The organism is Xylophilus sp. GOD-11R (assembly GCF_033546935.1).
Taxonomy (GTDB): domain Bacteria; phylum Pseudomonadota; class Gammaproteobacteria; order Burkholderiales; family Burkholderiaceae_C; genus Xylophilus.
This window is the reverse complement of the sequence record NZ_CP137854.1, coordinates 4,444,911-4,468,550: the sequence shown is the minus strand read 5'-3', so window position 1 is coordinate 4,468,550 and position 23,640 is coordinate 4,444,911. Positions and strand designations below refer to the sequence as shown.

The following is a 23,640-nucleotide window of genomic DNA, read 5'->3' as shown; positions in this document are numbered from 1 at the left end:
TGGGAGTCATTCATTTTTCGCCCCGTAAGCGAATATTGCGGTGCTGGTTGTGTATGCGAGTATTGATACTCGCAGGCAAGCATGAAAAAGCTGCCGGCATTAAAGCGTTTCTTTGAGTTTCGTTCATTCCAGTGCCCGGGCGAGTGGTATTGCGTTCACTGCTGCCGCCAGGCGAGGCAGCGCGTTACGGTCACCCGCTCGGCAAACTGGCTTCATGACGGACGCGCTCACGCGTGCGCCGATCATAAGTTAAGTCAGCAAGTGGTCACTTAGAAGAAAGTCAAGAGCTATTCTGGCTCGACACGCTCCCGTCCTTGGGGAGGGTGTCTTCCGTCGCTTCTGCAGCGCGTCTGGGGCGTTGATCGCCTACTGGAACGCCACTTCTGCGAAGCTGCGCAGCTTGCGGCTGTGAAGTCGGTCGATGCCTCCATCACGCAGGATGTCGATGGCCCGCATGCCGATGCGCAAGTGCTGGTCGACCCGCTCGCGGTAGAAGTGGTTGGCCATGCCGGGCAACTTGATCTCGCCGTGCAAGGGCTTGTCGCTGACGCACAGCAACGTGCCATAGGGCACGCGGAAACGGAAACCGTTGGCCGCGATGGTGGCGCTCTCCATGTCCAGCGCGACCGCGCGACTCTGGCTGAAGCGCCGCTGCGGTTCGTTCTCGGGCAGCAGTTCCCAGTTGCGGTTGTCAGTGCTGGCCACGGTTCCGGTGCGCATCACGCGCTTGAGCGCGGCGCCCTCGAGGTGGGTGACTTCGGCGACTGCTTTCTCCAGTGCAACCTGGATTTCAGCCAGCGCGGGAATCGGCACCCAAAGCGGCAGTTCTTCGTCGAGCACATGGTCCTCGCGCACATAGCCGTGGGCCAGCACGTAGTCACCGAGTTGCTGGCTGTTGCGCAGGCCGGCGCAGTGGCCGAGCATCAGCCAGGCGTGCGGGCGCAGCACGGCGATGTGGTCGGTGATGGTCTTGGCGTTGCTGGGGCCCACGCCGATGTTGACCATGGTGATGCCGCTGTGGTCGGCGCGCACCAGGTGATAGGCCGGCATCTGCGGCAGGCGTGGCGGCGCGGCGCCGAGCTCGTCGCCCGCCTTGGCCGGCATGCCGACACGGCGCGTGACCACGTTGCCGGGCTCGATGAAGGCGATGTATTCGCTGTTCTCGTCGGCCATCTCGGCATGGCCCAGGCGCACGAATTCGTCGATGTAGAACTGGTAGTTGGTGAACAGCACGAAGTTCTGGAACCACTCCGGCGCGGTGCCGGTGTAGTGGCGCAGACGATGCAGGGAATAGTCGATGCGCGGCGCGGTGAAGAGCGACAGCGGCAAGGCGGTGCCGGGCACGGCCCGCTGAGTGCCGTTGGCAATGCCGTCGTCCATGGCGGCGAGGTCGGGCAGGTCGAACACGTCGCGCATGAGCATGCGGCGCGAGGGTGTGAGCGTGCCTTCGATGTGGTCGTTTTCGACGAATGAGAAGTGAACGGGAATCGGGTGGGAGCTCACGCCGACCTCGATCTCGATGCCGTGGCTGCGCCGCAGCAGGCGGAACTGCTCGGCCAGGTAGCGGGCGAAGAGGTCAGGACGGGTGATGGTGGTTTCGTACGTTCCCGGCCCCTCGACGAAGCCGTAGGCCAGTGCCGAATCGGCGCGCAGGACGGTTTCCGTATGTATACGGACAAACGGGTAGCAAGCCCGCACATGGCCGGGCAGATCCTCGCCCGCCACGAAGCGCTGCATGGCGCCACGCAGGTGCGCCAGGCTTGCGTCGTAGATCGCGCGTACCTGGGCCAGAGCGGCGTCGGGATCGGAGAAGGACCGGGTGGCGAACGGAGCAGGGGAGTACGGCATGGTTCGATTGTGCCGCCAGCCATGCCGCGCTTGCAGACAAGCGCACAGCACAAATTCCTACATGTCCAGGCGCCCCGACCTGACTTGTCGCATTCCGGCCCCTGTCTAAAGTCCTTCCAACGCTTCTGCGTACATCCGTTACGCAGCCGAATCAACCGCGGCAGGTCCGCATCGCAAAAAAAGGTAAGCCTCCATGAGCACCAATGCCAACTCGAGCGCAATCGCCGCGAACCCGTTCGCACTGATGATGAACCCGGAAGCCGTGCTGACCGCGATGGAACATTCCGATTCGCTGCGCAGTCTCAAGCTGCGTCGGATCCAGCCGCTCGACGAGCTGCCTCCGCTGCGCAAGGACGCGCCCGCCATGGCCACCGAAAAGGAAATCGACGAAGCGAATTTCCCGCTGTGGCGTGATCTGATCAGCAGCAGTGATCCCAACTTCATTCCGCAGCTGTTCTCGTGATCGGTTGCTTTCGATAAAGGCGCCGTAGAGCGCCGCATCGGCCATGCATTGTCATGGCCGATTTTTTTTTGGCCTCAGCCCGCAGTCCGAGTCACGGCTGCATCGCTCAGTCGTCGACGGCCGGCTCCCGCAGCGTCACGAACTCTTCGGCGAAGGTCGGATGAACGCCGATGGTGCTGTCGAACACCGCTTTCGTTGCACCTGTACGCATCGCCACCGCGAAGCCCTGCACGATTTCGCCGGCGTCCGGCCCCACCATGTGCAGGCCCAGCACCTGATCGGTCGACTTGCGCACCACGAGCTTGACCAGGCTGCGCTCCTGGCTTCCCGAGAGCGTGTGCCGCAGCGACCGGAAATCCGAGCGGTAGATCTCCACGTCGTCGGCGCCGAATTCGTTGCGTGACTGCTCTTCGGTCAGCCCGACCGTGCCGATGTTGGGATGGGTGAAGACGGCGGTCGGCACCAGGTCGTAGTCGACCTTGCGTTTGCCATCGCCGAAGAGCGTGTCGACCAGCGCCATGGCCTCGGCCAGCGCCACCGGGGTGAGTTGCTTGCTCGAAGAGATGTCGCCGATGGCGAAGATGGACGGCACGCTGCTGCGGTAGTCGGCATCGACCACGACGGCGCCCTGGTCGTTCAGGGCAACGCCGACCGCTTCCAGCCCGAGTCCGGCGGTCAGCGGCTTGCGGCCGGTGGCATAGAGCACCACGTCGGTGTCGCAGATCGAGCCGTGGGCGCTGGTCACGCAAAGGCTCCCGTCGGCATGGCGGGTGATGGCCTCGACCGGCCAGTTGAGTTTGACCTCCACGCCGGCCCGGCCCATTTCGGACGCGATGAAGCGGCGTACGTCGCCGTCGAACCCCGCGAGCAGCCCGCCGCCACGTTGCAGCAGGGTGACCTCGGCGCCCAGGCCATGGAAGATAGACGCCATTTCGCAGGCGATGTAGCCGCCGCCCACCACCACGAGGCGGCGGGGGAAGGGGTCGAGATCGAACATCTGCTCGGATGTCACGACGAATTCTCGCCCCGGCACGTCGGGTACGTGCGGCATGCCACCGGTGGCCAGCACGATATGTCGCGCGCTGTGCCGCTTGCCGCCAACCGACACCGTGTGCGGCCCGTCGAGCTTGGCCCAGCCTTCCAGCACCGTCACACCGGCGGCCTTGAGCAGATTGCCGTATACGCCGTTGAGTCGGCCGATCTCCTTGGCGCGCGCCTGCTTGAGCCGTTTCCAGTCGAGTGTCGGGGGCGGGCCATCCCAGCCGTAACCGGCGGATTCGACGAAAGCCTCGGCATAGCCGGCGGCGTAGCTGTAGAGCTTCTTCGGAATGCAGCCGACGTTGACGCAGGTGCCGCCCAGGGCAGCGGCCTCCGCCAGCGCGACCCGGGCGCCGCGCTGGGCGGCCATGCGGGCGCAACGCACGCCGGCGCTGCCGCCGCCGATGACGAGAAGGTCGAAGTCGTGGCGCTCGGTCATGTTCTGTGCAATGGGGCGGGTGTGGAGAGACGGCAAGATTAGCGCTTGTCGCGCCTTACCATCGGTGGCTCTATCGGATGGAAGTGACGGAGCAGGGACATGCTGGCAGTGCTGCAGCGGGTGCGGGAAGCGCGGGTGGTGATCGAGGGCGAGGTGGTTGGCGCCATCGATCAGGGTTTGCTGGTGCTGGTCTGCGCCGAAAAAGGCGACACCGAGGACGAGGCCGCACGGCTGCTCGCCAAGCTGCTCAAGCTGCGGGTGTTCGCCGATGCGGCGGGCAAGATGAACCTCAGCCTGCAGGACGTGGCCGGCGGCCTGCTGCTGGTGAGCCAGTTCACCTTGGCCGCCGATACCCGCAGCGGCACCCGGCCCGGCTTCAGCGCCGCTGCCGCGCCGCAAGACGGCGAGCGCCTCTACGACCACTTGGTGCGGCTGGCGCGCGATGCGCATCCGGTGGTGGCGACCGGGCGCTTCGGTGCGGACATGCAGGTGCACCTGGTCAACGACGGGCCGGTGACGATGCCCTTGACGATTCGGCCGGCCGCCTGATCCTGCCTCGGGGCGAAGCGGCTCAGTCGACCGACGAGCCGGGCAGGCCGGCGAGCATGGCCCCGGTCCAGGCGCACCAGCGTGCAACGGCGGCATCGCCCGCTGCATGGTCGCGCTCCGCATCGGCCAGGGCCGGCCAGCGCTGCAGCGCATGGCCGCAGATGCTGCCCAATTGCCACAAGGCCTCGCGGCCGAGCGCCAGTGCGTCGGCCACGTGCAGATCGTCGCCCGCGGCGTGGGCCAGCAGAAAACTCGGCTGTTCGGGCGGCCCGCCGGCTTCTGTCAGTGACTGGCGCAGGCCGGCGAGCCGGCTGTTGAGCCAGGCGAAAGCCTCGCCCCTCACCTCGCCCGGCTTCATGTCCTGCTGCAGTTCGGTCCACTGCTCGAAGGCGTTCGCCACGCCGGCGAAGCGTTGGGACGCTTCTTCCACCTGCACCTTCGACGCCAGCACATCGCCCTGCAGCGCCGGCAGCAGCTGCGCGATGAGCGCGCCGGGCAACGCGCGGTGGTTGAGCCGCAGCACCAGCCCCAGCCGGTGAGGCGACGCTTCGCCGAACTTGTGGCCGAGGGCTGCCACCAGCTCGGCCAGCAGCAGGATCCTGCCCATCGGCGAGATGCGCTCGGCGCGCAGCCCGCGCGGGTAGCCGCTGCCATCGAGCCGCTCGTGGTGTTCGAACACGGCGGCGGCCACCTCGGGCGCATAGCCGCCCTGTTGGCGGATGAGCAGCACCGAGGTGATCGGATGCGCATGCAGGTGCCGGCGCTCCTGAGCGTTGAGCCGGCGGTCCGCCGCCAGCCAGGCCGGGTCCATGTGCAGCATGCCGATATCGCGCAGCAGGGCGGCGGCGGCGAGGTGGCTGCGCAGCGGTGTCGGCATGTTCGCCCGGTCGGCCAGGAACATGGCGACCAGCAGCGTGGCCAGCGCGTGCTGGAGCAAGGCCGGGCAGCGGTCGCGCATGAGAGTGAGCTTGAGCGCGATGGGGCCGGGCAGGGGCAGTTCGCGCAGCGGCTGCAGCAAGGCGGCCGGGCGTCCCAGCGACGCGGCCAGCAGGCGCGGTACGGTGGCTTGGTCGAGCAGGGCGGCGGCCATGGCTTCCAGGCTCTCGTGGTTGACCATGCCCTCGATGCCGATCTGCTGGTCGATCGGGTCGCGCAGCTTGTGCTGCACCAGGCGCGCGTAGAGCTCGCGGTCGATGCGCGAGCCCTTTTCGATCAGCTTGGTGCCGTTCTCGGCATAGATCGCGTTGGTGGCGCTGACGACCTGGTCTTCGCACAGCGCACCGAAGGACTGGCGGTAATGGGTGTCGTCCAGGGCTTCCGGGCCGGCCGCCGGTGCGGCTGAGTCGGGAAGCAGGGCGGTTTCGGGCATGGGGGCAAGCTAGCAGATTCGATGCCCGCGCTCGATGAGGATGCAGCGGCGGGTGGCGGGGGGGGGCGATCAGTAGGGATTGGGCAGGCCCAGCGCCGCCAGGATCTCGATCTCGCGTGCTTCCATGGCCTCGGCGTCTTCCTCGCCGGTCTCGTGGTCCCAGCCCTGGGCGTGCAGCGTGCCGTGTACCAGCAGGTGAGCGTAGTGGGCGGCCAGCGTCTTGCCCTGTTCCTTGGCCTCGCGGGCCACCACCGGCGCGCAGAGCACCAGGTCGGCCATGCAGACCGGCTCCTGCGAATAGTCGAAGGTCAATACGTTGGTGGCGTAGTCCTTCTGGCGGTAGTCGCGGTTGAGCGACTGGCCCTCTGCGGCATCGACGATGCGCACGGTGATCTCGCCCGGCACGTCGAGCGCACGTCGGATCCAGCGCGCCACCTGGCCGCGGGGCAGGGCGGAGCGGTGCTCGGCGGCTTCGGCGAAGCGGGCGAATTGCAGGGAGAGCGTGAGTTCGGGCATGGCCATGTCAGACGTCCTCCACCTCGACGGCCACCGGCGGCCGGCCGGCCGCGTCGTAGGCGTCGACGATGCGCGCCACCAGCGGATGCCGCACCACGTCGGCGCTGGTGAAGCGCGTGACCGCGATGCCCGCTACGCGCTTGAGCACCCGCTCGGCGTCGATCAGGCCGCTGGGCGAGCCCTTGGGCAGGTCGATCTGGCTGACGTCGCCGGTGATCACCGCGCGGCTGCCGAAGCCCAGCCGGGTCAGGAACATCTTCATCTGCTCGGGCGTGGTGTTCTGCGCCTCGTCCAGGATCACGAAGGCGTTGTTGAGCGTGCGGCCCCGCATGAAGGCCAGTGGCGCCACTTCGAGCTGGTTGCGCTCGAAAGCCTTGGCCACCTTGTCGTGGCCCATCAGGTCGTAGAGCGCGTCGTAGAGCGGGCGCAGGTAGGGGTCGACCTTCTGCGTCATGTCGCCCGGCAGGAAGCCCAGGCGCTCGCCGGCCTCCACCGCCGGCCGGGTCAGCACGATGCGCTGCACAGCGTTGCGTTCGATGGCATCGACGGCGCAGGCCACCGCCAGGTAGGTCTTGCCGGTGCCGGCGGGGCCGATGCCGAAGGTGATGTCATGGCTGGCGATGTTGTCCAGATAGAGCCCCTGCACCGGCGTACGCGCGGCCAGGTGGCTGCGGCGGGTGAGCAGGGCGGAGGTGCCGGCGGTGATCTCGCCGAAGTCGGGGTCGCCGGCGAGCATGAGCTGCAGCACGTCCTGCGGAATCGGCCGTTCGGCCATCTGGTAGATGGCCTGCAGCATCTCCATCGCCTTGGTGGCCTTGGCTTTGGGGCCGTCCACCTTGAACTGCTCGTGCCGGTGCGCGATGGAGACTTCCATCGCCTGCTCGATGGTGCGCAGGTTCTCGTCCATAGGGCCGCACAGGTGGGACAGGCGTGTGTTGTTGTGCGGCGTGAAGGTGTGGCGAACGATCATGGTGGTGGAGGGGCGGGAACGTTTCTATTGTCTCTGAGCTAACCATCGACGGACCGCATCGATAAACAAACCAAAATCTCAAAAAATAAGTGAGCGATCGCTTGCAATATTCCGTTTTGGGAGTTGTTTTGATGTTTGGTGTGCTGTTGAGGGTATTGGGGTTGCGGCGGCTGCGGGACTGTGTGTGTCCGATCAATGCAATAAATGCAAGCGCGTTGCATATCGTAAAAATATTAATGTTAGTTTGCTTTGCATTTTTCAACGCGCGCAAGCTGAAATAAGCCCTGCGCCTCCGCAGTGGCAACCTTTTTCATTTTTCAACCCAGATGTTTTGAAATATGAACCAAGTAATGTGCCAACAAAAACGCCGGAAGAATATTGTTCTGCATACAACGCCCCGGCAAAATCATATTTGAAATATTGCGAAGCGGAAGGCATGAGTTATTGTGGCAGGTCCTCTAGACCCTGTGGATCAGAAGGTATTCTTTGGGATGCTTACATTTTTCCAATTTGGCCGGCCTGTGCGCATACCACCATAAACGGATACTGGGGATATGCGGGCGCTGGGGCGCAGGGATATGCTCAATCGTCATATCCGGATGAAAAGCATTGCTCGTGTAAAACCTCAAAGGGTATTCCCATGGTTGATGCATTCATCGATTGGGAAACTGGATATTGTTATCAGTTGGCTAAATTGACAATTACCCCGAAAACAATCAAATATGACTATTTGAATCCTGATAAAGAGTATGATGTTGAGGTGCGGGTTGAGGAGATTCCCTTAAGTAGTAAAGAAAAGAAGATTGAGCTTGATGTTTCGTCTACCGGGGCTCCAGGGGTTCTAATCCCGATGAATGGAGCGTGGCATCCTCCAGGAGTGTATGCATATAAATACAAGTTTCCTAAATTTTCAAAGCCGCAGATCGATACGCTGACCGCTACCTGCAGCACTTGCCATGCGACACGGTTGGAAGTAAAGATGGCTCCGGTGGTCGTTGGATTTTTCAACGGTGTCTGGATACAGAAGATGCAGCAGAAAACGGTCTACAAGCCCTAAAGGCAGAAGTCAATGCCCTTAGATTGGAAATTCCGGTTTCCTATGATAAGTTTTATAATCAAACCGGCTGCGGCAGCACTTCAGGTGCTACCTGCCTTCAGGACTTGGGCGAGACGTTCATTCAGCGACAAAAGGAACTCGACGGCGTAATGTTTAACCGGACGGAGCATTTCTGGGAAATTCTATCTGGGCGCTATAGCGAAACCGATTCGTTTACCGGTGCGTTGCTGGCACGGCTTGGGGCCGCCGGGCTGGCTCTCGCCGATTTGCTGGATGCAGCATTTAATCTGGCACTGGCACAAATGGTCAGCGGTTGGATCCAATTACTCAGCACTCCGCCCACTGCTTCAGACATTGCAGTGCAGCTTCAAAAGTTGCGTGATCATGCCGAAGACGGATCTGCCTTGGTGTTGATTGGCCATTCTCAAGGCAATTTGTTTTTAAATGCTGCGGTTGATGGTGTGAAAACATCGCATCCCGATGCCCTGACCCGGCCAATTCATGTTGGCCCCGCATCTCCCACCTTGCGGGGTCCTCATGTGTTGGCGGACATTGATCTGGTCATCAACGCATTGCGTGTGCAAGGAATAAATAGTGTTCCGGCGGTTAATATAATATTGCCATTCAGTCGTGCCGACGCCTCGGGTCATATGTTTGTTGCGACTTATCTGGATTCTGCACGTGCCAGTTTGGCAAAAATTCGCGAAATGCTAAAAAACGTCTTCGCCTTCGAAGCATGAATATCTCAAAAAAAATCGCCATCAAACATATTTGTCGTAAATCCATCGCTCTCGCTCTCGCTCTGGTTTTAGTGTTGATGGGTTGTGGTGGTGAGCGCAATGAACAGTTAAACCAAGCACCAAACGCGCGGGATATCGCCAATCAATATCCAGGTGCGCCTAGCCCGCCATTGAGCCCCGCCACGCTGCGGGAGCAAATTGAAGCTCTGGAAAAAAGCGGAAGGCTGTCGAGGCTGGATCGCACCGACACGCTCGAGGGAATTGATTCCAATAACAACGGAGTGCGCGATGACATCGACACTTTCATTGAGTCGCTTCCGCTGTCGAGAAAGCAAAAAAGTGCTGCCATGCAAAAAGCACGGGCGCTGCAGGGCATTTTGTTCGTGGACTTAACCGACAAGGCCGCCCTTCAAAAATCCAGCGACAGGACCATGGCAGCAACGAATTGCTTGGGCGACATGCTTCCTGATGCGTTTTATGTGCTCAGCGAAAAAATCCAGGCCATGACGGCTAACACCAATCTTCGCCTGCGCCGGTATATGCAATACAACGCGGCTCGGTCCGGCAGCGTTACCACCATGCCATCGGGTGACAGTTGCGAATAGCGATTCGAGTGACTGCCGGGTGCGGTTAGCATCGGCGCCCATGATCGGAAGACTCCAGGGCCTGCTGGCCGAAAAGAACCCGCCGCAGGTGATGGTCGATTGCAACGGCGTGGGCTACGAGGTCGACGTGCCGATGAGCACCTTCTACAACCTGCCCGCGCTCGGTGAAAAAGTCACCCTGCTGACCCACTTCGTGGTGCGCGAAGACGCGCAGCTGCTCTACGGCTTCGGCAGCCACGAGGAGCGTGAAGCCTTCCGGCAGCTGATCAAGATCGCCGGCGTGGGCCCGCGTACCGCCCTGTCGGTGCTCTCGGGTATGGGCGTAGCCGACCTCGCCCAGGCGATCACGCTGCAGGAAGCGGGTCGCCTCGTGAAAGTGCCCGGTATTGGCAAGAAGACCGCCGAGCGGCTGCTGCTGGAGCTCAAGGGCAAGCTCGGCGCGGACATGGGTTTGCGGGCCAGCGTGTCGACCGAGTCGCAGGCCGACATCCTGCAGGCGCTGCTGGCGCTCGGCTACAACGACAAGGAAGCCGCCGCCGCACTCAAGGCCCTGCCAGCCGACGTGGGCGTGAGCGAGGGCATCAAGCTGGCGCTCAAGTCGCTGGCGCGGTAGCGGGCTTGAGCGCCAGCAACGCCTGCCGGCTGCGGGCGATAAAGGCTTCTTTCTCCTCGCCCGGCATCAGCGCGATCGGCTCGCCGTAGAACACCTGGCAGCGGTGCGGCACCGGCACCACCGCGCCCTTGGGCAGCACCTCGCGGATGCCGTCGATCCACGCCGGCACCAGCCGCACCTGCGGGCAGGCAGCGGCCACGTGGAACAGGCCGCTGCGAAACGGCTGCAGCACTTCTTCGCCCACGTTGCGCGTGCCTTCCGGAAAGAAAATGAGCGAACTGCCCTCGGACAGCGCCTGCACGATCATGTCGACCGGCGACGGTCCGGGCTGGCTGGCATCGCGGCGGATCATCACCGCGCAGAACACCTTCTCGCCGACGAAACGCCGCAGGGGCGAGGCCAACCAGTAGTCGCGGCCGGCGACCGGCCGGGTGCGCCGCCGCAGCGCCGGCGGCAGGGTCGCCCAGAGCAGCATGAAGTCGCCGTGGCTCGTGTGGTTGGCGAAGTACAGCGTCTGGTCGGCGCGCGGCTCGCCGGGCGGGCGCGTGGCCGTCACCCGGGTCAGCAGGCGCACCACCAGCAGCAAGGTGTCTCGCAGCAGGCCGGCGGCCCAGCGGGTGAAGCGATGGTTCACAGGTTCTCTCTCATCTGCCCGATTCTGACGGCAGTCGCGGGCACAATCGAAACGCTTATCCGCGCCCGGCCTTCAGATGACCATCCACACCGACGATTTCGCTCCCTCGCCCGCGCCCGCCCGGGTAGTTTCCGCTGCGCCGGCGTCGCCGCAGGAAGAAGCCATCGAGCGCGCGTTGCGGCCCAAGCTGCTCGACGAGTACATCGGCCAGACCAAGGCGCGCGAGCAGCTGGAGATCTTCATCGGCGCCGCCCGCAAGCGCAGCGAGGCGCTCGATCACGTGCTGCTGTTCGGGCCGCCCGGCCTGGGCAAGACCACGCTGAGCCATATCATCGCCGCCGAACTCGGTGTGAACCTGCGCCAGACCAGCGGGCCGGTGCTGGAAAAACCCAAGGACCTCGCCGCGCTGCTGACCAATCTCGAAAAGAACGACGTGCTGTTCATCGACGAGATCCACCGGCTCAGCCCGGTGGTGGAAGAAATCCTCTACCCCGCGCTGGAGGACTACCAGATCGACATCATGATCGGCGAAGGCCCGGCCGCGCGCAGCATCAAGCTCGACCTGCAGCCCTTCACCCTGGTCGGCGCCACCACCCGCGCCGGCATGCTCACCAACCCGCTGCGTGACCGGTTCGGCATCGTGGCGCGGCTGGAGTTCTATACCGCCGACGAACTCGCTCGCATCGTGCGCCGCAGCGCCGGGCTGCTGAACGTGCCGATCGACGAGGAAGGCGCCCATGAGATTGCGCGGCGCTCGCGCGGCACGCCGCGCATCTCCAACCGGCTGCTGCGCCGGGTGCGCGATTACGCCGACGTGAAGGGCGACGGCCGCATCACCCTGGATATCGCCGACCGCGCGCTGCGCATGCTCGACGTCGACCCGAAGGGCTTCGACGTCATGGACCGCAAGCTGCTCGAAGCGCTGATCCACCGCTTCGACGGCGGGCCGGTGGGGCTCGACAACATCGCCGCCTCCATCGGCGAGGAGGCCGGCACCATCGAGGACGTGATCGAGCCCTACCTCATCCAGCAGGGCTACCTGCAGCGCACTACCCGCGGCCGGGTGGCGACGCTGGCGGCCTACCGGCACCTGGGCGTGGCACCACCGCAGGCTGCGGGCGGTCTCTTTGCCGAATAGGCGAGGCAGGTCGCGCTAGGCGGTGGCGTCGTCGAGCGTGCCGGGGTCGAGGTGCGAATCGTCGGCCCAGCCCACCAGGGTAACGGCGTCCGGCGTCCACAGCAGCCGGTTGATGACCGCGTTGCCGGTCTTCCAGGTGCGCGGCGCCTGCAGCTCCTGGCCGGTGGCGGCGCGGTAGAGCACGTCCATCACGCCGCCATGCGCCACCAGCACGATCTGCTCGCCGGGGTGCCGCGCGGCGAGTTCGGTGAGCGTAGTCAGCACGCGGTCGCGGAATTCGATCAGCGACTCGCCGCCTTCTGGTGCGAAATCCGGCACGCGGGTGCGCCACTTCTGCGCCTGGTCGGGCAGCTGGGCCTCGATGTCGTGGAAGGTCAAACCCTCGAAGCTGCCGAAGCCGCGTTCACGCAGGCCGATGGCCGGCTGCACGGTCACACCGCCCACGGCGTCGGCCACGTGCTCGGCGGTGCGGTGCGCCCGCTGCAGGTCGCTGGCATACACGGCGCTGATCGACTCGGTGGCGAGGGCGCGGCCGAGTTGCCGGGCCTGCCATTCGCCGGTTTCGTTGAGCGGAATGTCGAGCTGACCCTGGATGCGGGTGTCCACGTTCCAGGCGGTTTCGCCGTGGCGGATGGCAATGATGCGGGTGGCGTCCATGGGCGGAAAGGCCTGGGCGACGCGGGGCGGCGGCGCCGGATCGGGCTCTTAAAACGGCATTCGAGGATAGCAGGCGCTCAGCAAAAAAGGCGTGAGCGCCGGCCGACGCTCAATTCGCGCTGCTGACCTTGGGAATCTGCACGTTTACCCGTCGCACGCCGGCCGGTGCCTGCGGAAAGCCGAACAGCGCCGAATCGAGCATGACCGTCAGCACCTGGGTGTCGGCAGGATACAGGCTGTCGTGCGCCGCATGCGTCTCGTACACGATGCGGCCGCTGGCGAGGTCGCGCACCGTCAGGCCCACCTGCTGGGCATAGATGACGCGGTCGGGAAAGCGGCCGTAGGGGTAGCCGTAGAAGCCACCGCCGTAATAGCCTCCCCGGCGCCAGCCCGGGCCGAAACCGCCGCCGTAGTAACCACCGAAGCCGGGGCCGAAGGGGTCGTATTCCACCCGGCGCTGGGCCTGCATGCCCACCTGCACGCTGAAGGCCGCGCTGGCCTCGTCGTGCTTCATGCCGACGCGCTCCAACGACTGCTGGGCCACGGCCTCCAGCATGTTCTGCTGCACCGGCATGGTGTTCTGCGAGGGCAGGCGCTCGAAACGGTAGGTGGCGCCCACCGGAACCGCGGGCAGGCTGGAGAACGACTGGACGTCGCTGTCGACCAGGCGTGTCGTCGAGCAACCCGCCAGCGCTGCGGCGGCGGCGATGAGAAAGAGGGTGGCAATGCGCTTCATGGCGGTCTCCTGAAAAACGCGGACGGTTGCCGTTCAGTAGGCCACGATACCGAGGCCGGGCGGCGTCGGTGCAACAAAACTTTCGGAATCGAAGGCCTTGTCGCCGTCCTCGCTGGCAACCCCGGTGGGCTTGAGACCCTTGAAGTCGTGCAGGGTTCCGTCGAGCAGATGCGAGGGCACCACGTTCTGCAGCGCGGTGAACATGTTCTCGATGCGACCAGGAAACTTCTTTTCCCACTCGCGCAGCATCTCGCCCACCTGCACGCGCTGCAGGTTCTGCTGGCTGCCGCAGAGGTTGCACGGAATGATCGGGAACTCGCGGTGCGCGGCCCAGCGCACCAGGTCTTTTTCGGCCACATAGGCCATGGGCCGAATCACCACATGCCGGCCGTCGTCGCTGACCAGCTTGGGCGGCATGCTCTTCATCTTGGCGCCGAAGAACATGTTGAGCAGCAAGGTTTGCAGGATGTCGTCCCGGTGGTGACCTAGCGCGATCTTGGTCGCGCCCAGCTCGTCGGCCACGCGGTAGAGGATGCCCCGGCGCAGCCGGCTGCAGAGGCCGCAGGTCGTCTTGCCGTCTTCGATCACGCGCTTGACGATGCTGTAGGTGTCCTGGTTCTCGATGTGAAAGGGCACTCCCGTCTTGGCCAGGTATTCGGGAAGGACGTGCTCGGGGAAACCTGGCTGCTTCTGGTCGAGGTTGACCGCAATCAGCTCGAAACGTATCGGCGCGCGTTGCTGCAGCTTCTGCAGGATGTCGAGCATGCCGTAGCTGTCCTTGCCGCCGGACATGCAGACCATCACCCGGTCGCCTTCTTCGATCATGTTGAAGTCGACGATGGCGCGGCCGACCTCCCGGCAGAGGCGTTTTTCGAGCTTGTGGGTTTCGCGCTCGATCTTCAGGCGCTGCGGCGCCGGATCGGCTTCGGCGGGTGGTTCGGTGGAGTTCCAGACGGCGCTCATGGCGGGTTCCTGGGCAGGGTGAGGGGCGGGCACGCGGCCGGGGTGGCATCGGCGAAGGGCCTGATTTTAGGCGGATCGCGTGGATCGCCCGTCGGGGCACGGGGACATTCGGGTTTTCTCGGTGCGGCGATTATCTTTATTTCCGTTAATGCCTTCTGGATTTGGTATAGGTAAAGACGGCTTAATCTCCATTTTTGCTGTTATCATTTTTGTTAGTTGTTGCTCACAGGGTTTTTGAGGGTTCAAATCGTCATGGCTTTCTGGTTATCCTGTTCGTTGCAGTTCAATCCAGTCTCTTTGAATGATGCAAAGCATTGTTGTTAGGGTGGTTGGTGAATTGAGAGCGGCTCCGAAGTCAGTGCGCCAATGCCTGTGGCAGATTTCTAGTATGTCAAATGGCGTCTTAAGAAAATAGGTGAAATTTAGAGCACAACGTTGACTCGCAAGGGGCGTTCCTATTGATATGACTGGACATAGAACTGCATTTGTTGTTGAAGCGAGGCAGTCATTCGTGTTTCTGGTGACGCCGGAGGCTAAGGGTCGAGTTGAGTCGCCGTTGTTTAAAACATTTGAGTCGAATTACGATATGACGTGAGAAATCTTCCATCGTCGCTAAAATAAAATGAATTCTAGAAATGTCAACTTCTTTGCTGGGCAATTTGAGCGTCGAGAAAATGGTTAATTGCCATTCAGACCAAATCGAGCCATAGTCGAAATCGTCACCGGCCAGCGTGCGATGTTTAGATTGATGGCCTGCTTCAACGAGGCATCAAAACGACCGGAATAATTTACGTTCAAAGAGCATCAGACCATGTTTCAAACATGATCGATCACGCGACAGGTAAATATTTTATGTTGCAGTTTATCTCATTCGATGATGGTGGCGTTTCGCGCGATTCAATGTCGGATTTCTTTGAGTGCAAAGTCTTCCAAAGTTAATGACTGGCTTTTTTAAAAAATGCTTTTGCTGCGCCACCATACTCATCGCACTTTTTGGGTGTGCGACTGATCGCGCCAGTCAGCGGCATGCTTTTTCCTTTGATGGGTGGTTCGATAAGTGGGCGGACACGGTAGATTTGCTGGAGTTTGCCTACGGAGACAAATATGCAATGGTTAAGCGAACCGTGGCTCAGGACGGAGGTAATGTTGGATACAGTTGGAATGTTAATGGGTCTATGCCCATAGGGGAATTTTTGTTCGTTAAGTGGCGGTTAAAAAGTACGGGTGAGTTATTTCAAAATAAAGTGGATTTGCGCGGGAGTTTGCCTGTGAACATGACGGATCATCGCGTGACCTTCGTAATCGACGGCCGCGAACTTTTCGTTTATTTGGTAACGCCCGTGCCAAAGGCGCGAGACGATTTGCCAATATTCAAAACGTTTGAATCAAAGTATCACGTCACTCGACAGATTTTTCCTGCTAGCCAATAAAAAATGTAAGCGAAGCCATGGCCACTTCAATAGTTGGGCAAATTGACGCATCTGATGTTCGGGAGATTAAGGCTGCCATTGAGCGGGCTCCTCAAGCTTCGGTTGGAAAAGGGGTTGCGCCATTTCAATATCTGGTAGGATTTGATGGGACCTATAACGATAGGTCGAATTTGCCGTCAAATGAGTTCCAGACAAATGTCGCAAACCTGGTCGATCAGGGGCGCGGCGCAGGCACGCAAAATCTGCGAACCGGATACTACCCCGGTGTGGGCACAGGAGGCGAAAATGGCAATGTGTACGCGGCAGCCATTGCGCCGACGGCTGCAATTGTCAATGCAGCATCAAGCGCGGTGCGGGATTTTGCCAAACATGCGTCTGAATTCTTGGCATCCAATCCTGGATCAACATTTCTCGATATATCGACTTCTGTAATTGGTTTTAGCAGAGGTACTGCGGCCGCGATCGTATTTGCGCGTCAGTTGAATGACCAAGGTTTGGTCGGTGTCGATGGTGTGATGATCGCTCCTCCGGGAGGAATCAAAATTGAGGGCATGGTGTTATTCGACCCCGTACACACATTCGTAACGGGCGATATGTCGATTCCCGCCAATGTTTCTGGGGCGCTCGTCATATATGCCGAAAACGAAAGTCGAACGGATTTTTCTGCAATAAGCTACGCTGCCGACGAGCGTGTTGAATCGGTTTGGCTTCCCGGGTGTCATGCAGACATCGGTGGCGGCTACGATCAAGGAGGAATCGCAGGCGCAAGCTTGGAAATTGCGACGCAGTATTTGCAGGCCAAAGGGGCTCCGGTCGCTGAAGTTCCGGAGAATCTGCGTTTCGATGCCGAGAAGATTGCCTATATCCACACCGAGGCATATCAGACCGCTCGCAATGGCGAGGTAATGCTTGACGAGGGAGGTACGCCTCTTCACGCTTGGCGCACCTACACGGGTGCTCGACGCCTCATCCCCGTAGTGGGCTCAGCTAACGAAATAGTTAATTCAGGTGCTGAACCTGGCTATTGTTTTGCAACGCCAGACGGAATGCTTTATGAACTGACAGGCGATGGCACTTTACGACGGGAAATCGCCGGCATCACTCCGTTTATAGAAGTCCGAAATACTAGCGGTGTCGGTTGTGTATACAACGCGCAAGGTCAGGCGCTTAATTTTCTTGGCCCCGATGATCAAGTAATAGCCGATGATAAGCAAATGATTTGTGTTCGCCGTTCTGAAGGACACCTTGAGCCGGTGGCGTCTGCACAGGCAGAATCTCCCCTTCCGTTCGAAATTCCGATGAGCGGATCTGCTAATACATTGGTCGCGCCGCAAACGCAGGCCGCATCGGAGCCGTCCGGGTCTACGCTCCCCAGCTTTGCTGATTTCCTCGCCACCACCGATCTTGGCCGCGCCCAACTGGACAGTCTCGCCGCCGAACTCGACAGGATGCACCTCGGCGGCAGCGACGCGATCACCTTCGTCGCCATGCCCGACGGCAGCACCGTGCTGCAGAACGCCGACGGCGACATCGTGGGCCAGTTAAGCCTGGAGGCCGATGGCAGCCTGCGCTGGTCCGGCATCGACGGCCAGCGTCGATACATCCAACCCGACGGCTTGGTCCAGGACCAAGCGGCACAAGACGAGGCTTCCGCCGCCGCGAGCGCGCCAAGTGCCGCCCAGACCGCAGCTGCCATCGGCCTGATGAATACCATCATCGGCCTGCAGAACTGGGACTCGATGAATGACGGTCAGCGCGTTTCCGCGGCGCTGGCGGTCTATAACGCAGTCGATCGGCTCAACGACGGCGAGCTGCCCGGCGATCTCGGCATCGCGGCCAGCGCCCTGGGGCTGCTCAACGCCATCGACCAGGGGAACATAGGCGGTGCGCTCTACAGCGGCCTGGCGCTGGTGGAAAGCATCACCGCCACGGCCCAGATGGGCGGTCTCGTCACCCAGACCTTCGGCGGCAACTTCCTGCCGGCGCTGGGCATGGTACTGGCGGTGCAGTCCGGCGATCCAGTGAGCATGGCTTCGAGTGCCCTGGCGCTGATGAGCAGCCTGGGCGTGATCGGGCCCTGGGGCATGGCGGCCGGGATGGTGCTGTCCCTGGTGTCCATGATGTTCAGCAACGACGACATCCCCACCCGCGAAGGTCTGGCCCACGCCCAATGGGATGCGTCCGGCCACCTGCAGATCGTGACCGACCGCGATGTCGAAGGCGGCGGCCCGACGGCGGCCCACTGGATGCGCACCCTGGCCGATGGTCTGCAGCGACAGCTCGTCGGCACCGGCAGCAGCCTGGTACCGGGCTTGCTGCCCTCCATTGGCTATTGCCTCGACCCCGACGGGCAGATGCCGGCGCACGGCGCCGCCGGCTTCGTCTATCTCCAGTGGCTCGACGAGCACGGCACGGTGCAGACGCGCTATTACGACGGTCAGGGCAGTCGCAACGACGGCTCGGGCGAAACCCTGACGGCGGACTTCATCCAGCACGCCATGGCCGCGATCGCGCCCGACTGGGCGGTGGAAACCGCCCGGATCCGCGCAATGGAAGCCGGCGCCGAGGCGCGGCGATACGACGACAGTGCGCAGTCCTTGCAGCAGCAGGTGGATGCGTGGCAATGGACCGACCCCGCACTGGCCCTGTCCCTGCGGACCCAGGCCGACGCGCTGCATGCCCAGGCCGAAGCGATACGCCAGGCGCACCTGCGTCCCGACCTGCCCCCGGTCGCCTTGCCCCAAGTAGACGCGGACGGCCTGCACCAGACCCTGCGCGCCCTCGTTCTGGGCGGGCTCGACGCGGTGCAGGAGTTGGGAATCGAGCGCGAGATCGACACCGACCGCGACGGCTACCTGGAACATACCGGCTGGCTCGGCCAACACCAGAGCGCCCTGGCGATCGACGCCGATGGCGACGGCGTCATCCGGGCCGGCGAGCTCATCGGCGGTACCGGCGGCAGCCGCACCGGCCTCGGCTGGCTCGACAGCAACCGCGATGGCGTACTCAACGCACGAGACCCGGCCTTTGCAGCCTTGCGACTGTGGACCGATGCCGACGGCGACGGAGCCGCTCATCCGCACGGCGCCGAGACGCGCGGCCTGGTCGCTGTCGGCATCGTGGCGATCGATTTCCGCACCGATCCACCGACCGCCGTGCATGCCGATGGAACGCGCGAGGCCCTGGCCACCCAGGCCTTCGTCGGCGACGTACTCGGCAACCGTTACGACCCGGTGCTCGGTGGCGTGCTGCAGACCATGGAGCAGTTGAACGGAAGCGGCCAGGTCCAGTTGCTGGCCGAGAACACCCACGCCTTCGACGGACAGGCCGATCACCTGCACGCCGGCCAGAACGCGGCAGAGGGCGAGTCCACCGTCGAGGCGGGCGACACGCGCCTGACGAGCGCCGGCGCGCGCACCGTCGCCACGACGAGCCGCCGGACCGACACCGGCATCGCGGCAGGCGACGGGCGGGTGACGGCAGCTGCTGCGGGAACGGTGCGCAGTGGCCAGTCCGCGGGCACGCAGCCAGCCGGGGCCACTTCGGCAGGCGTGCTTCGCGACAGTGGCGAACGCGGCATCGTGCAGCTACTGAACGGTGCGACGGACAGGCCGGCTAGTGCCTTGCGCGATGCCACCGAAGCGATGATCCGAAGCGCCGAGCAGGGCACGCTGGGTGGTGCCGGCGGCGCGGGTGTACTGGGCGCGGTGGCAGCGGCCATGGGCGCCTGGCCGGTAGTGGCCGATGCCGGGCCAGGCACGCCGGTGTCTGCCGACGCGTCGGCGCCGCCGCTTGCGGGCGCTGGAACCTCGCCGGCTTCTGCCGTGGACCGCCTCCGCTTGCCAGCCGATGTCGACCGCGAGCCGGGCGGCGCGGCCGTGGGTGCCGGTACGCCGCTGCGCGGCGTGGTGGCGGGCAGCGGCGGTGACGATGGCGCTCGCGTCGACAGGAGAGCCGTCCCAACGTCGCCCGACCCGCAACCCCGCTCGATCGGCGCGGAGATCGATCCCTACATTGACTCCGCCGGCCCCTCGCGGACTCCTTTGCCGAACCATGCCGCCACCGAGCCGTGGACCACATCGTCGGATCGATCGACTGAGATTTCCTCGCCGCTGCAGATCACGGGATCGCCTTTCGACAGCCCCGTCTCCGGCGATCCGATGGCGGGGAACGCAGGCTCGCCGATGCTCTACTTTCGCCCGCGGACGGTCGGCGAGGCGGCCACCGGTGCGGAAGACTCCGTCCTGCGCTGGTCCGCTACGTCGCTGCTCGCCAATGACCAGAGCCGCAACAGTCTGCCCTCCGACGCGAGCGGACTGGGCATCACGTCGGTAGGCGACCCTCGCCACGGCAGCGTCTCGCTGCAGCCCGATGGGTCGGGCGTCTTGCAGGTGGTGTTCGTGCCGCACGCCAACTACCACGGCGAGGCCGGTTTCCGCTATGTCGTCACTGACGCGTTCGGTCTGGAGTCCAGTGCGGAGGTGGTGCTGCAGATCGCACCGGTCAACGATGCACCGACCACGCGTGACGACGCCGCCCAAGGCTCCGAGGACCAGACCCTGCGCTTTCGCCCGGCCGATCTCCTGGCCAACGACCATGACGTGGACGGCGACGTGCTGCGCATCACCCGGGTGGGCGCGGCGCAGCACGGGCAGGTCTATCTCGAGGCCGACGGTACGGTGCGTTTCGTACCCGATCCGGACTACCACGGCCCCGCATCCTTCTCCTACCGGGTGGCCGATCGTGATGCGGCCGGCATGGCGCGGGGCGAAGGGCTGGAGACCGTGGGCACGGCGCACCTGTCGGTACTGCCGGTCAACGATGTGCCGGTGGCGGTCAACGAAAGCCTCGTGTCCGACGAGGATGTGCCGCTACGCATCGCGCGCGAACTGCTGCTGGCCAACGACAGCGACGCGGACATGGCGACGGACGGCCAGCGGCTCACGATCGTCGCGGTGGGCGAGGCGCGCCACGGCAGCGTCTCGCTGGCGGCCGACGGTTCAGTGGTATTTTTGCCCGAGCCCGACTGGTTCGGCCCGGCGAGTTTCCGCTACACGATCGACGACGGCGCCGGCGGACAGGCCGTGGCCATCGCACTGATCGATCTGGCGCCAGTCAACGATGCGCCGCGGGTGGTGGGCGAAAGCATCGCCTGCGACGAGGACCAGGCGCAGACGATCTCCTCGGCGTCCTTGCTGTCCAACGACTCCGATGTGGACAACCCCGGCTCCGACCTGCGCATCGTGGCGGTGGACCATGCGTTGCATGGCCAGGTACGGCTGGAGCCGTCGGGCGACATCGTTTTTACGCCCGACGCCGACTACTTCGGGCCCGCGTCCTTCACCTATACCGTCTCCGACGGTGCGGGTGGCTTCACCGTCGCGCGGGTCGGCCTCGACATCGCGCCGGTGAACGACGCGCCGAGGCTGCTGGGCGAGATGGTGATGCTCGACGAGGACGAAGTGGCGCACTTCGATCCGACGGCATTGCTGGTCAACGACAGCGATGTGGACAACCCGCGCGCCGACCTGTTCATCGTCTCGGTGGGGGAGGCCGAACACGGCACGGTGGTGATGCGCGACGGCGAGGTGGTCTTCACCCCGGACCATGACTATCACGGCAGCGCCGGTTTCCGCTATACCGTGTCCGACGGCGCGGGCGGCAGCAGCGATGCCTGGGTCGATCTGAGCCTGCGGTCGGTGAACGACGCGCCCGTCGTCAACGGTGAACTGCTGTGGGGCAAGAGCGGCGTCAGCTACACCCTCACCCAGGCGGCCCTGCTGGCCAACGACAGCGACGCCGACGGCGATGCCTTGCGGATCGTGGCGGTGCAAGCGGCGCGACACGGCACGGTGACACTGCTGCCCGACGGCCGCGTGAGATTCGAGCCGGAGGCCACGGGCGGCGAGGTCGAGGGCAGCGCGAGCGGACGTGGCTCCTTCGAATACGTAGTGGAGGATGCCGCCGGCGCGCGCAGCGTGGCGGTGGCGACAATCGATTTCTCGCGGGTGAACCAGGCGCCGGTGGCGACCGACGACAGCTTCATCGGTTATGAAGACGTGGCGGTGGTCATTGCTGCCAGCGAGCTGCTGTCCAACGACACCGATGCGGACAACGGCCGGGCCGAACTTCGCGTCGTCGAGGTCGACGACGCTTCGCACGGCGCGGTGAGCCTGGATGCACAGGGCAACATTCGTTTCGTGCCCGACGCCGACTACAGCGGGCCGGCCTCGTTTATCTATCGCGTGGCCGACGGTGACGGTGGCGAGACCCGCGCCACCGCCCACCTCCTGATCGCGGCGGTCAACGATGGGCCGGTCATCGAGGACATCTGGTTCGGGCGGCCGGTCTACGGCTATGCGTACCAGTCGGTGCAAAGCTTCAACATCCTCGGTCAGCCGCTGGTGGACGACGTGGGATGGCCGATTCTTGGGCGGCAACTCCAGCAGGTCGAAGACGAAGCCGGGGCACGTCAGCTCATGGCCCAGGGCCGGCTGCTGCGTGCCGACGGCGAAACGGTGATCACCCACCTCGACAGCTACCGCAACGGGCATCTGCGCCCGGTGGTCTTCGACACCGACGACGCCTCGATTCCGGACCCCGCGCCGGGGCGGACTTTCGACGATGTGTACCGCACGAACGGCAGCATCGTGGCCTACGACCCTGATGGCGATTCCGCAGGCATCACCTTCGAGATCGCGTCCACGCCCCAGCACGGGCATGCCTGGACCAACTGGTACGTGAATTCTGGGCCGGAAGCGCTGGATTTCACCTACCTGCAAGGCCTGGCCGTGTGGCAGCGTGGGACCTGGCAATACTCCACCGTGATCGGCGACCCCTACGATGGCGCGGATCCGTTTTCCATCCGGGTGACCGATGCCTCGGGCGCCAGCACCGTCGTCACCGTGGACATGACGCACATCGGCGCGATTCGCAAGCCGCCCAGTGGCGGCTGGCTGCCCATCGCGGTCGACCTCGGCGACGATGGCGTGACGCTGGTACGTGCCCAGGATTCCCCGGTACTCGCCGACCTGGACGGCGACGGCATGGCGGAGCGCCTCGGCTGGGTGGACGCCAGCGATGCGATGCTGGTGCTCGACGCCGATGGCGACGGCAGGGTCGACATGGTCGAAAACAGCGAATTCGCGCATTTCGCCGGCCCTGGCCACACCGATCTGGACGGGCTGGCGACGTTCGATAGCGATGGCGATGGCCGCATTTCTGCCAGCGACGAGCAATGGTCGCAGCTCGGCCTGGTCCAGGACCGCAACCGCAACGGCCGGCAGGACGCGGGAGAGTTCCGGTCGCTGGCGCAAGCCGGCATCGAGAGCATCGGGCTGGCACGCCGTGGCGAGGCGCACGAAGACCACGGCAACCTGGTGTTCGGCTACACCGACGTGCGCTTGGCCGACGGTCGTGTGTCGCAGGCGGCCGACGTCATGTTGGCCGCTGCGGGCGCGGACCTCGGCTGGCCGACCGGTGCGGATCGTGGGTCGTCCGTGGTGCCTCAGACCTCTTTGTCCGTACCACCCGCACCATTGGCACCATCCGCACCATCCGCACCATCCGCACCATCCGCACCATCCGCACCATCCGCACCGACCGCACCGACCGTTCCGGTGCTGCAAGCCCTGGTCGTTTGCGGAGACTTGCTGGCCGATCAAGGCGAGGCCGTCCGCACCGCGCTGCTGTTCAACCAGTTCTTCAACGCGCACGGCCCGGCGGAGCGCTGTGCCATCGCAGACAGTGGGGCCGGTGACATGCCCGGCACCGATCTGCCGTGGCTCCAGGGAACGGTCGATGCGGCATCGCATGCGGCAACCGATGCCTGGGAAGCCCTTCCCTACCGCTGATACCCGAAGCGATCGGGATACC

18 protein-coding genes are annotated in these 23,640 nt (G+C 63.7%); 9 read left to right on the top strand and 9 right to left on the bottom strand.

The genetic code is table 11. The features are described 5' to 3' along the window. Positions 1-366 precede the first annotated feature (366 nt). Positions 367-1,848 (bottom strand): AMP nucleosidase, encoded by a 1,482-nt coding sequence (locus R9X41_RS20495; protein ID WP_318632287.1) that lies wholly within the window; start codon positions 1,846-1,848, stop codon positions 367-369. A 193-nt stretch (positions 1,849-2,041) separates the two neighbouring features. Here R9X41_RS20495 and R9X41_RS20490 point away from each other — a divergent pair, with 193 nt between their 5' ends. Continuing rightward, the gene (locus tag R9X41_RS20490; RefSeq protein WP_318632286.1) at positions 2,042-2,311 is read left to right on the top strand and encodes a hypothetical protein; all 270 of its coding nucleotides are present in this window, start codon (positions 2,042-2,044) and stop codon (positions 2,309-2,311) included. Positions 2,312-2,417: 106 nt separating this feature from the next. Here R9X41_RS20490 and gorA read toward each other — a convergent pair whose 3' ends face one another. Continuing rightward, positions 2,418-3,788 (bottom strand): glutathione-disulfide reductase, encoded by a 1,371-nt coding sequence (gorA, locus tag R9X41_RS20485; protein ID WP_318632285.1) that lies wholly within the window; start codon positions 3,786-3,788, stop codon positions 2,418-2,420. Positions 3,789-3,887: 99 nt separating this feature from the next. Between gorA and dtd the strand changes: the two genes are divergently transcribed. Continuing rightward, complete coding sequence (gene dtd, locus R9X41_RS20480; protein ID WP_318632284.1) at positions 3,888-4,337, top strand: D-aminoacyl-tRNA deacylase; 450 nt, start codon at positions 3,888-3,890, stop codon at positions 4,335-4,337. A 22-nt stretch (positions 4,338-4,359) separates the two neighbouring features. Here the strand turns inward: dtd and R9X41_RS20475 are convergent, their stop codons facing one another. The 3 genes from R9X41_RS20475 to R9X41_RS20465 all read right to left on the bottom strand — a co-directional run bounded on the left by R9X41_RS20475 (position 4,360) and on the right by R9X41_RS20465 (position 7,192). Continuing rightward, positions 4,360-5,706 (bottom strand): HD-GYP domain-containing protein, encoded by a 1,347-nt coding sequence (locus R9X41_RS20475; protein ID WP_318632283.1) that lies wholly within the window; start codon positions 5,704-5,706, stop codon positions 4,360-4,362. A gap of 69 nt (positions 5,707-5,775) precedes the next feature. Next, positions 5,776-6,228: an rRNA maturation RNase YbeY gene (ybeY, locus tag R9X41_RS20470; RefSeq protein ID WP_318632282.1), complete on the bottom strand. Its 453-nt coding sequence runs from the start codon at positions 6,226-6,228 to the stop codon at positions 5,776-5,778. 1 nt (position 6,229) lies between these two features. Beyond that, the gene (locus tag R9X41_RS20465) at positions 6,230-7,192 is read right to left on the bottom strand and encodes a PhoH family protein (RefSeq protein ID WP_318632281.1); all 963 of its coding nucleotides are present in this window, start codon (positions 7,190-7,192) and stop codon (positions 6,230-6,232) included. 184 nt (positions 7,193-7,376) lie between these two features. Here R9X41_RS20465 and R9X41_RS20460 point away from each other — a divergent pair, with 184 nt between their 5' ends. The 4 genes from R9X41_RS20460 to ruvA are packed head-to-tail and all read left to right on the top strand — an operon-like array spanning position 7,377 to position 10,207. After that, complete coding sequence (locus R9X41_RS20460) at positions 7,377-8,249, top strand: hypothetical protein (protein WP_318632280.1); 873 nt, start codon at positions 7,377-7,379, stop codon at positions 8,247-8,249. Continuing rightward, positions 8,144-8,989 carry a hypothetical protein gene (locus tag R9X41_RS20455; protein WP_318632279.1) on the top strand — a complete coding sequence of 282 codons (846 nt, stop codon included), beginning with the start codon at positions 8,144-8,146 and terminating at the stop codon, positions 8,987-8,989. Before R9X41_RS20460 ends, R9X41_RS20455 begins: the two co-directional genes overlap by 106 nt. After that, positions 8,986-9,594, top strand: coding sequence for a hypothetical protein (locus R9X41_RS20450; protein WP_318632278.1), 609 nt, complete (start codon positions 8,986-8,988; stop codon positions 9,592-9,594). Before R9X41_RS20455 ends, R9X41_RS20450 begins: the two co-directional genes overlap by 4 nt. Before the next feature lie 40 nt (positions 9,595-9,634). Then, positions 9,635-10,207 carry a Holliday junction branch migration protein RuvA gene (ruvA, locus tag R9X41_RS20445; RefSeq protein ID WP_318632277.1) on the top strand — a complete coding sequence of 191 codons (573 nt, stop codon included), beginning with the start codon at positions 9,635-9,637 and terminating at the stop codon, positions 10,205-10,207. On the opposite strand, the gene R9X41_RS20440 is transcribed toward ruvA, so the two are convergent. Continuing rightward, a complete protein-coding gene (locus R9X41_RS20440; protein WP_318632276.1) occupies positions 10,188-10,841 on the bottom strand; it encodes a lysophospholipid acyltransferase family protein in 654 nt (217 codons plus the stop codon). The two genes, ruvA and R9X41_RS20440, sit on opposite strands and share 20 nt — an antisense overlap. Before the next feature lie 76 nt (positions 10,842-10,917). On the opposite strand from R9X41_RS20440, the gene ruvB reads away from it, so the two are divergent. After that, positions 10,918-11,979 carry a Holliday junction branch migration DNA helicase RuvB gene (gene ruvB / locus R9X41_RS20435; RefSeq protein ID WP_318632275.1) on the top strand — a complete coding sequence of 354 codons (1,062 nt, stop codon included), beginning with the start codon at positions 10,918-10,920 and terminating at the stop codon, positions 11,977-11,979. A 15-nt stretch (positions 11,980-11,994) separates the two neighbouring features. Here ruvB and R9X41_RS20430 read toward each other — a convergent pair whose 3' ends face one another. From R9X41_RS20430 to ttcA, 3 genes are all read right to left on the bottom strand, one after another. Then, positions 11,995-12,636 carry a histidine phosphatase family protein gene (locus R9X41_RS20430; RefSeq protein WP_318632274.1) on the bottom strand — a complete coding sequence of 214 codons (642 nt, stop codon included), beginning with the start codon at positions 12,634-12,636 and terminating at the stop codon, positions 11,995-11,997. A gap of 109 nt (positions 12,637-12,745) precedes the next feature. Continuing rightward, complete coding sequence (locus R9X41_RS20425) at positions 12,746-13,372, bottom strand: DUF4136 domain-containing protein (protein WP_318632273.1); 627 nt, start codon at positions 13,370-13,372, stop codon at positions 12,746-12,748. A 33-nt stretch (positions 13,373-13,405) separates the two neighbouring features. Beyond that, on the bottom strand, positions 13,406-14,335 hold the full coding sequence (gene ttcA, locus R9X41_RS20420; protein ID WP_318632272.1) for a tRNA 2-thiocytidine(32) synthetase TtcA: 930 nt from the start codon (positions 14,333-14,335) through the stop codon (positions 13,406-13,408). A gap of 917 nt (positions 14,336-15,252) precedes the next feature. On the opposite strand from ttcA, the gene R9X41_RS20415 reads away from it, so the two are divergent. After that, positions 15,253-15,765, top strand: coding sequence for a hypothetical protein (locus R9X41_RS20415; protein WP_318632271.1), 513 nt, complete (start codon positions 15,253-15,255; stop codon positions 15,763-15,765). Between the two features lie 17 nt (positions 15,766-15,782). Beyond that, positions 15,783-23,618 carry a cadherin-like domain-containing protein gene (locus tag R9X41_RS20410; RefSeq protein ID WP_318632270.1) on the top strand — a complete coding sequence of 2,612 codons (7,836 nt, stop codon included), beginning with the start codon at positions 15,783-15,785 and terminating at the stop codon, positions 23,616-23,618. The last annotated feature ends 22 nt before the right edge of the window (positions 23,619-23,640 follow it).

Excerpts from the sequence above, each read along its gene's own strand:
- ybeY (WP_318632282.1), bottom strand. The coding sequence starts at position 6,228 with ATGGCCATGCCCGAACTCACGCTCTCCCTGCAATTCGCCCGCTTCGCC.
- ruvA (WP_318632277.1), top strand. The coding sequence starts at position 9,635 with ATGATCGGAAGACTCCAGGGCCTGCTGGCCGAAAAGAACCCGCCGCAG.
- R9X41_RS20410 (WP_318632270.1), top strand. The coding sequence starts at position 15,783 with ATGGCCACTTCAATAGTTGGGCAAATTGACGCATCTGATGTTCGGGAG.
- R9X41_RS20430 (WP_318632274.1), bottom strand. The coding sequence starts at position 12,636 with ATGGACGCCACCCGCATCATTGCCATCCGCCACGGCGAAACCGCCTGG.
- R9X41_RS20495 (WP_318632287.1), bottom strand. The coding sequence starts at position 1,848 with ATGCCGTACTCCCCTGCTCCGTTCGCCACCCGGTCCTTCTCCGATCCC.
- ruvB (WP_318632275.1), top strand. The coding sequence starts at position 10,918 with ATGACCATCCACACCGACGATTTCGCTCCCTCGCCCGCGCCCGCCCGG.
- R9X41_RS20475 (WP_318632283.1), bottom strand. The coding sequence starts at position 5,706 with ATGCCCGAAACCGCCCTGCTTCCCGACTCAGCCGCACCGGCGGCCGGC.
- gorA (WP_318632285.1), bottom strand. The coding sequence starts at position 3,788 with ATGACCGAGCGCCACGACTTCGACCTTCTCGTCATCGGCGGCGGCAGC.
- ttcA (WP_318632272.1), bottom strand. The coding sequence starts at position 14,335 with ATGAGCGCCGTCTGGAACTCCACCGAACCACCCGCCGAAGCCGATCCG.
- R9X41_RS20425 (WP_318632273.1), bottom strand. The coding sequence starts at position 13,372 with ATGAAGCGCATTGCCACCCTCTTTCTCATCGCCGCCGCCGCAGCGCTG.
- R9X41_RS20490 (WP_318632286.1), top strand. The coding sequence starts at position 2,042 with ATGAGCACCAATGCCAACTCGAGCGCAATCGCCGCGAACCCGTTCGCA.
- R9X41_RS20450 (WP_318632278.1), top strand. The coding sequence starts at position 8,986 with ATGAATATCTCAAAAAAAATCGCCATCAAACATATTTGTCGTAAATCC.
- R9X41_RS20465 (WP_318632281.1), bottom strand. The coding sequence starts at position 7,192 with ATGATCGTTCGCCACACCTTCACGCCGCACAACAACACACGCCTGTCC.
- dtd (WP_318632284.1), top strand. The coding sequence starts at position 3,888 with ATGCTGGCAGTGCTGCAGCGGGTGCGGGAAGCGCGGGTGGTGATCGAG.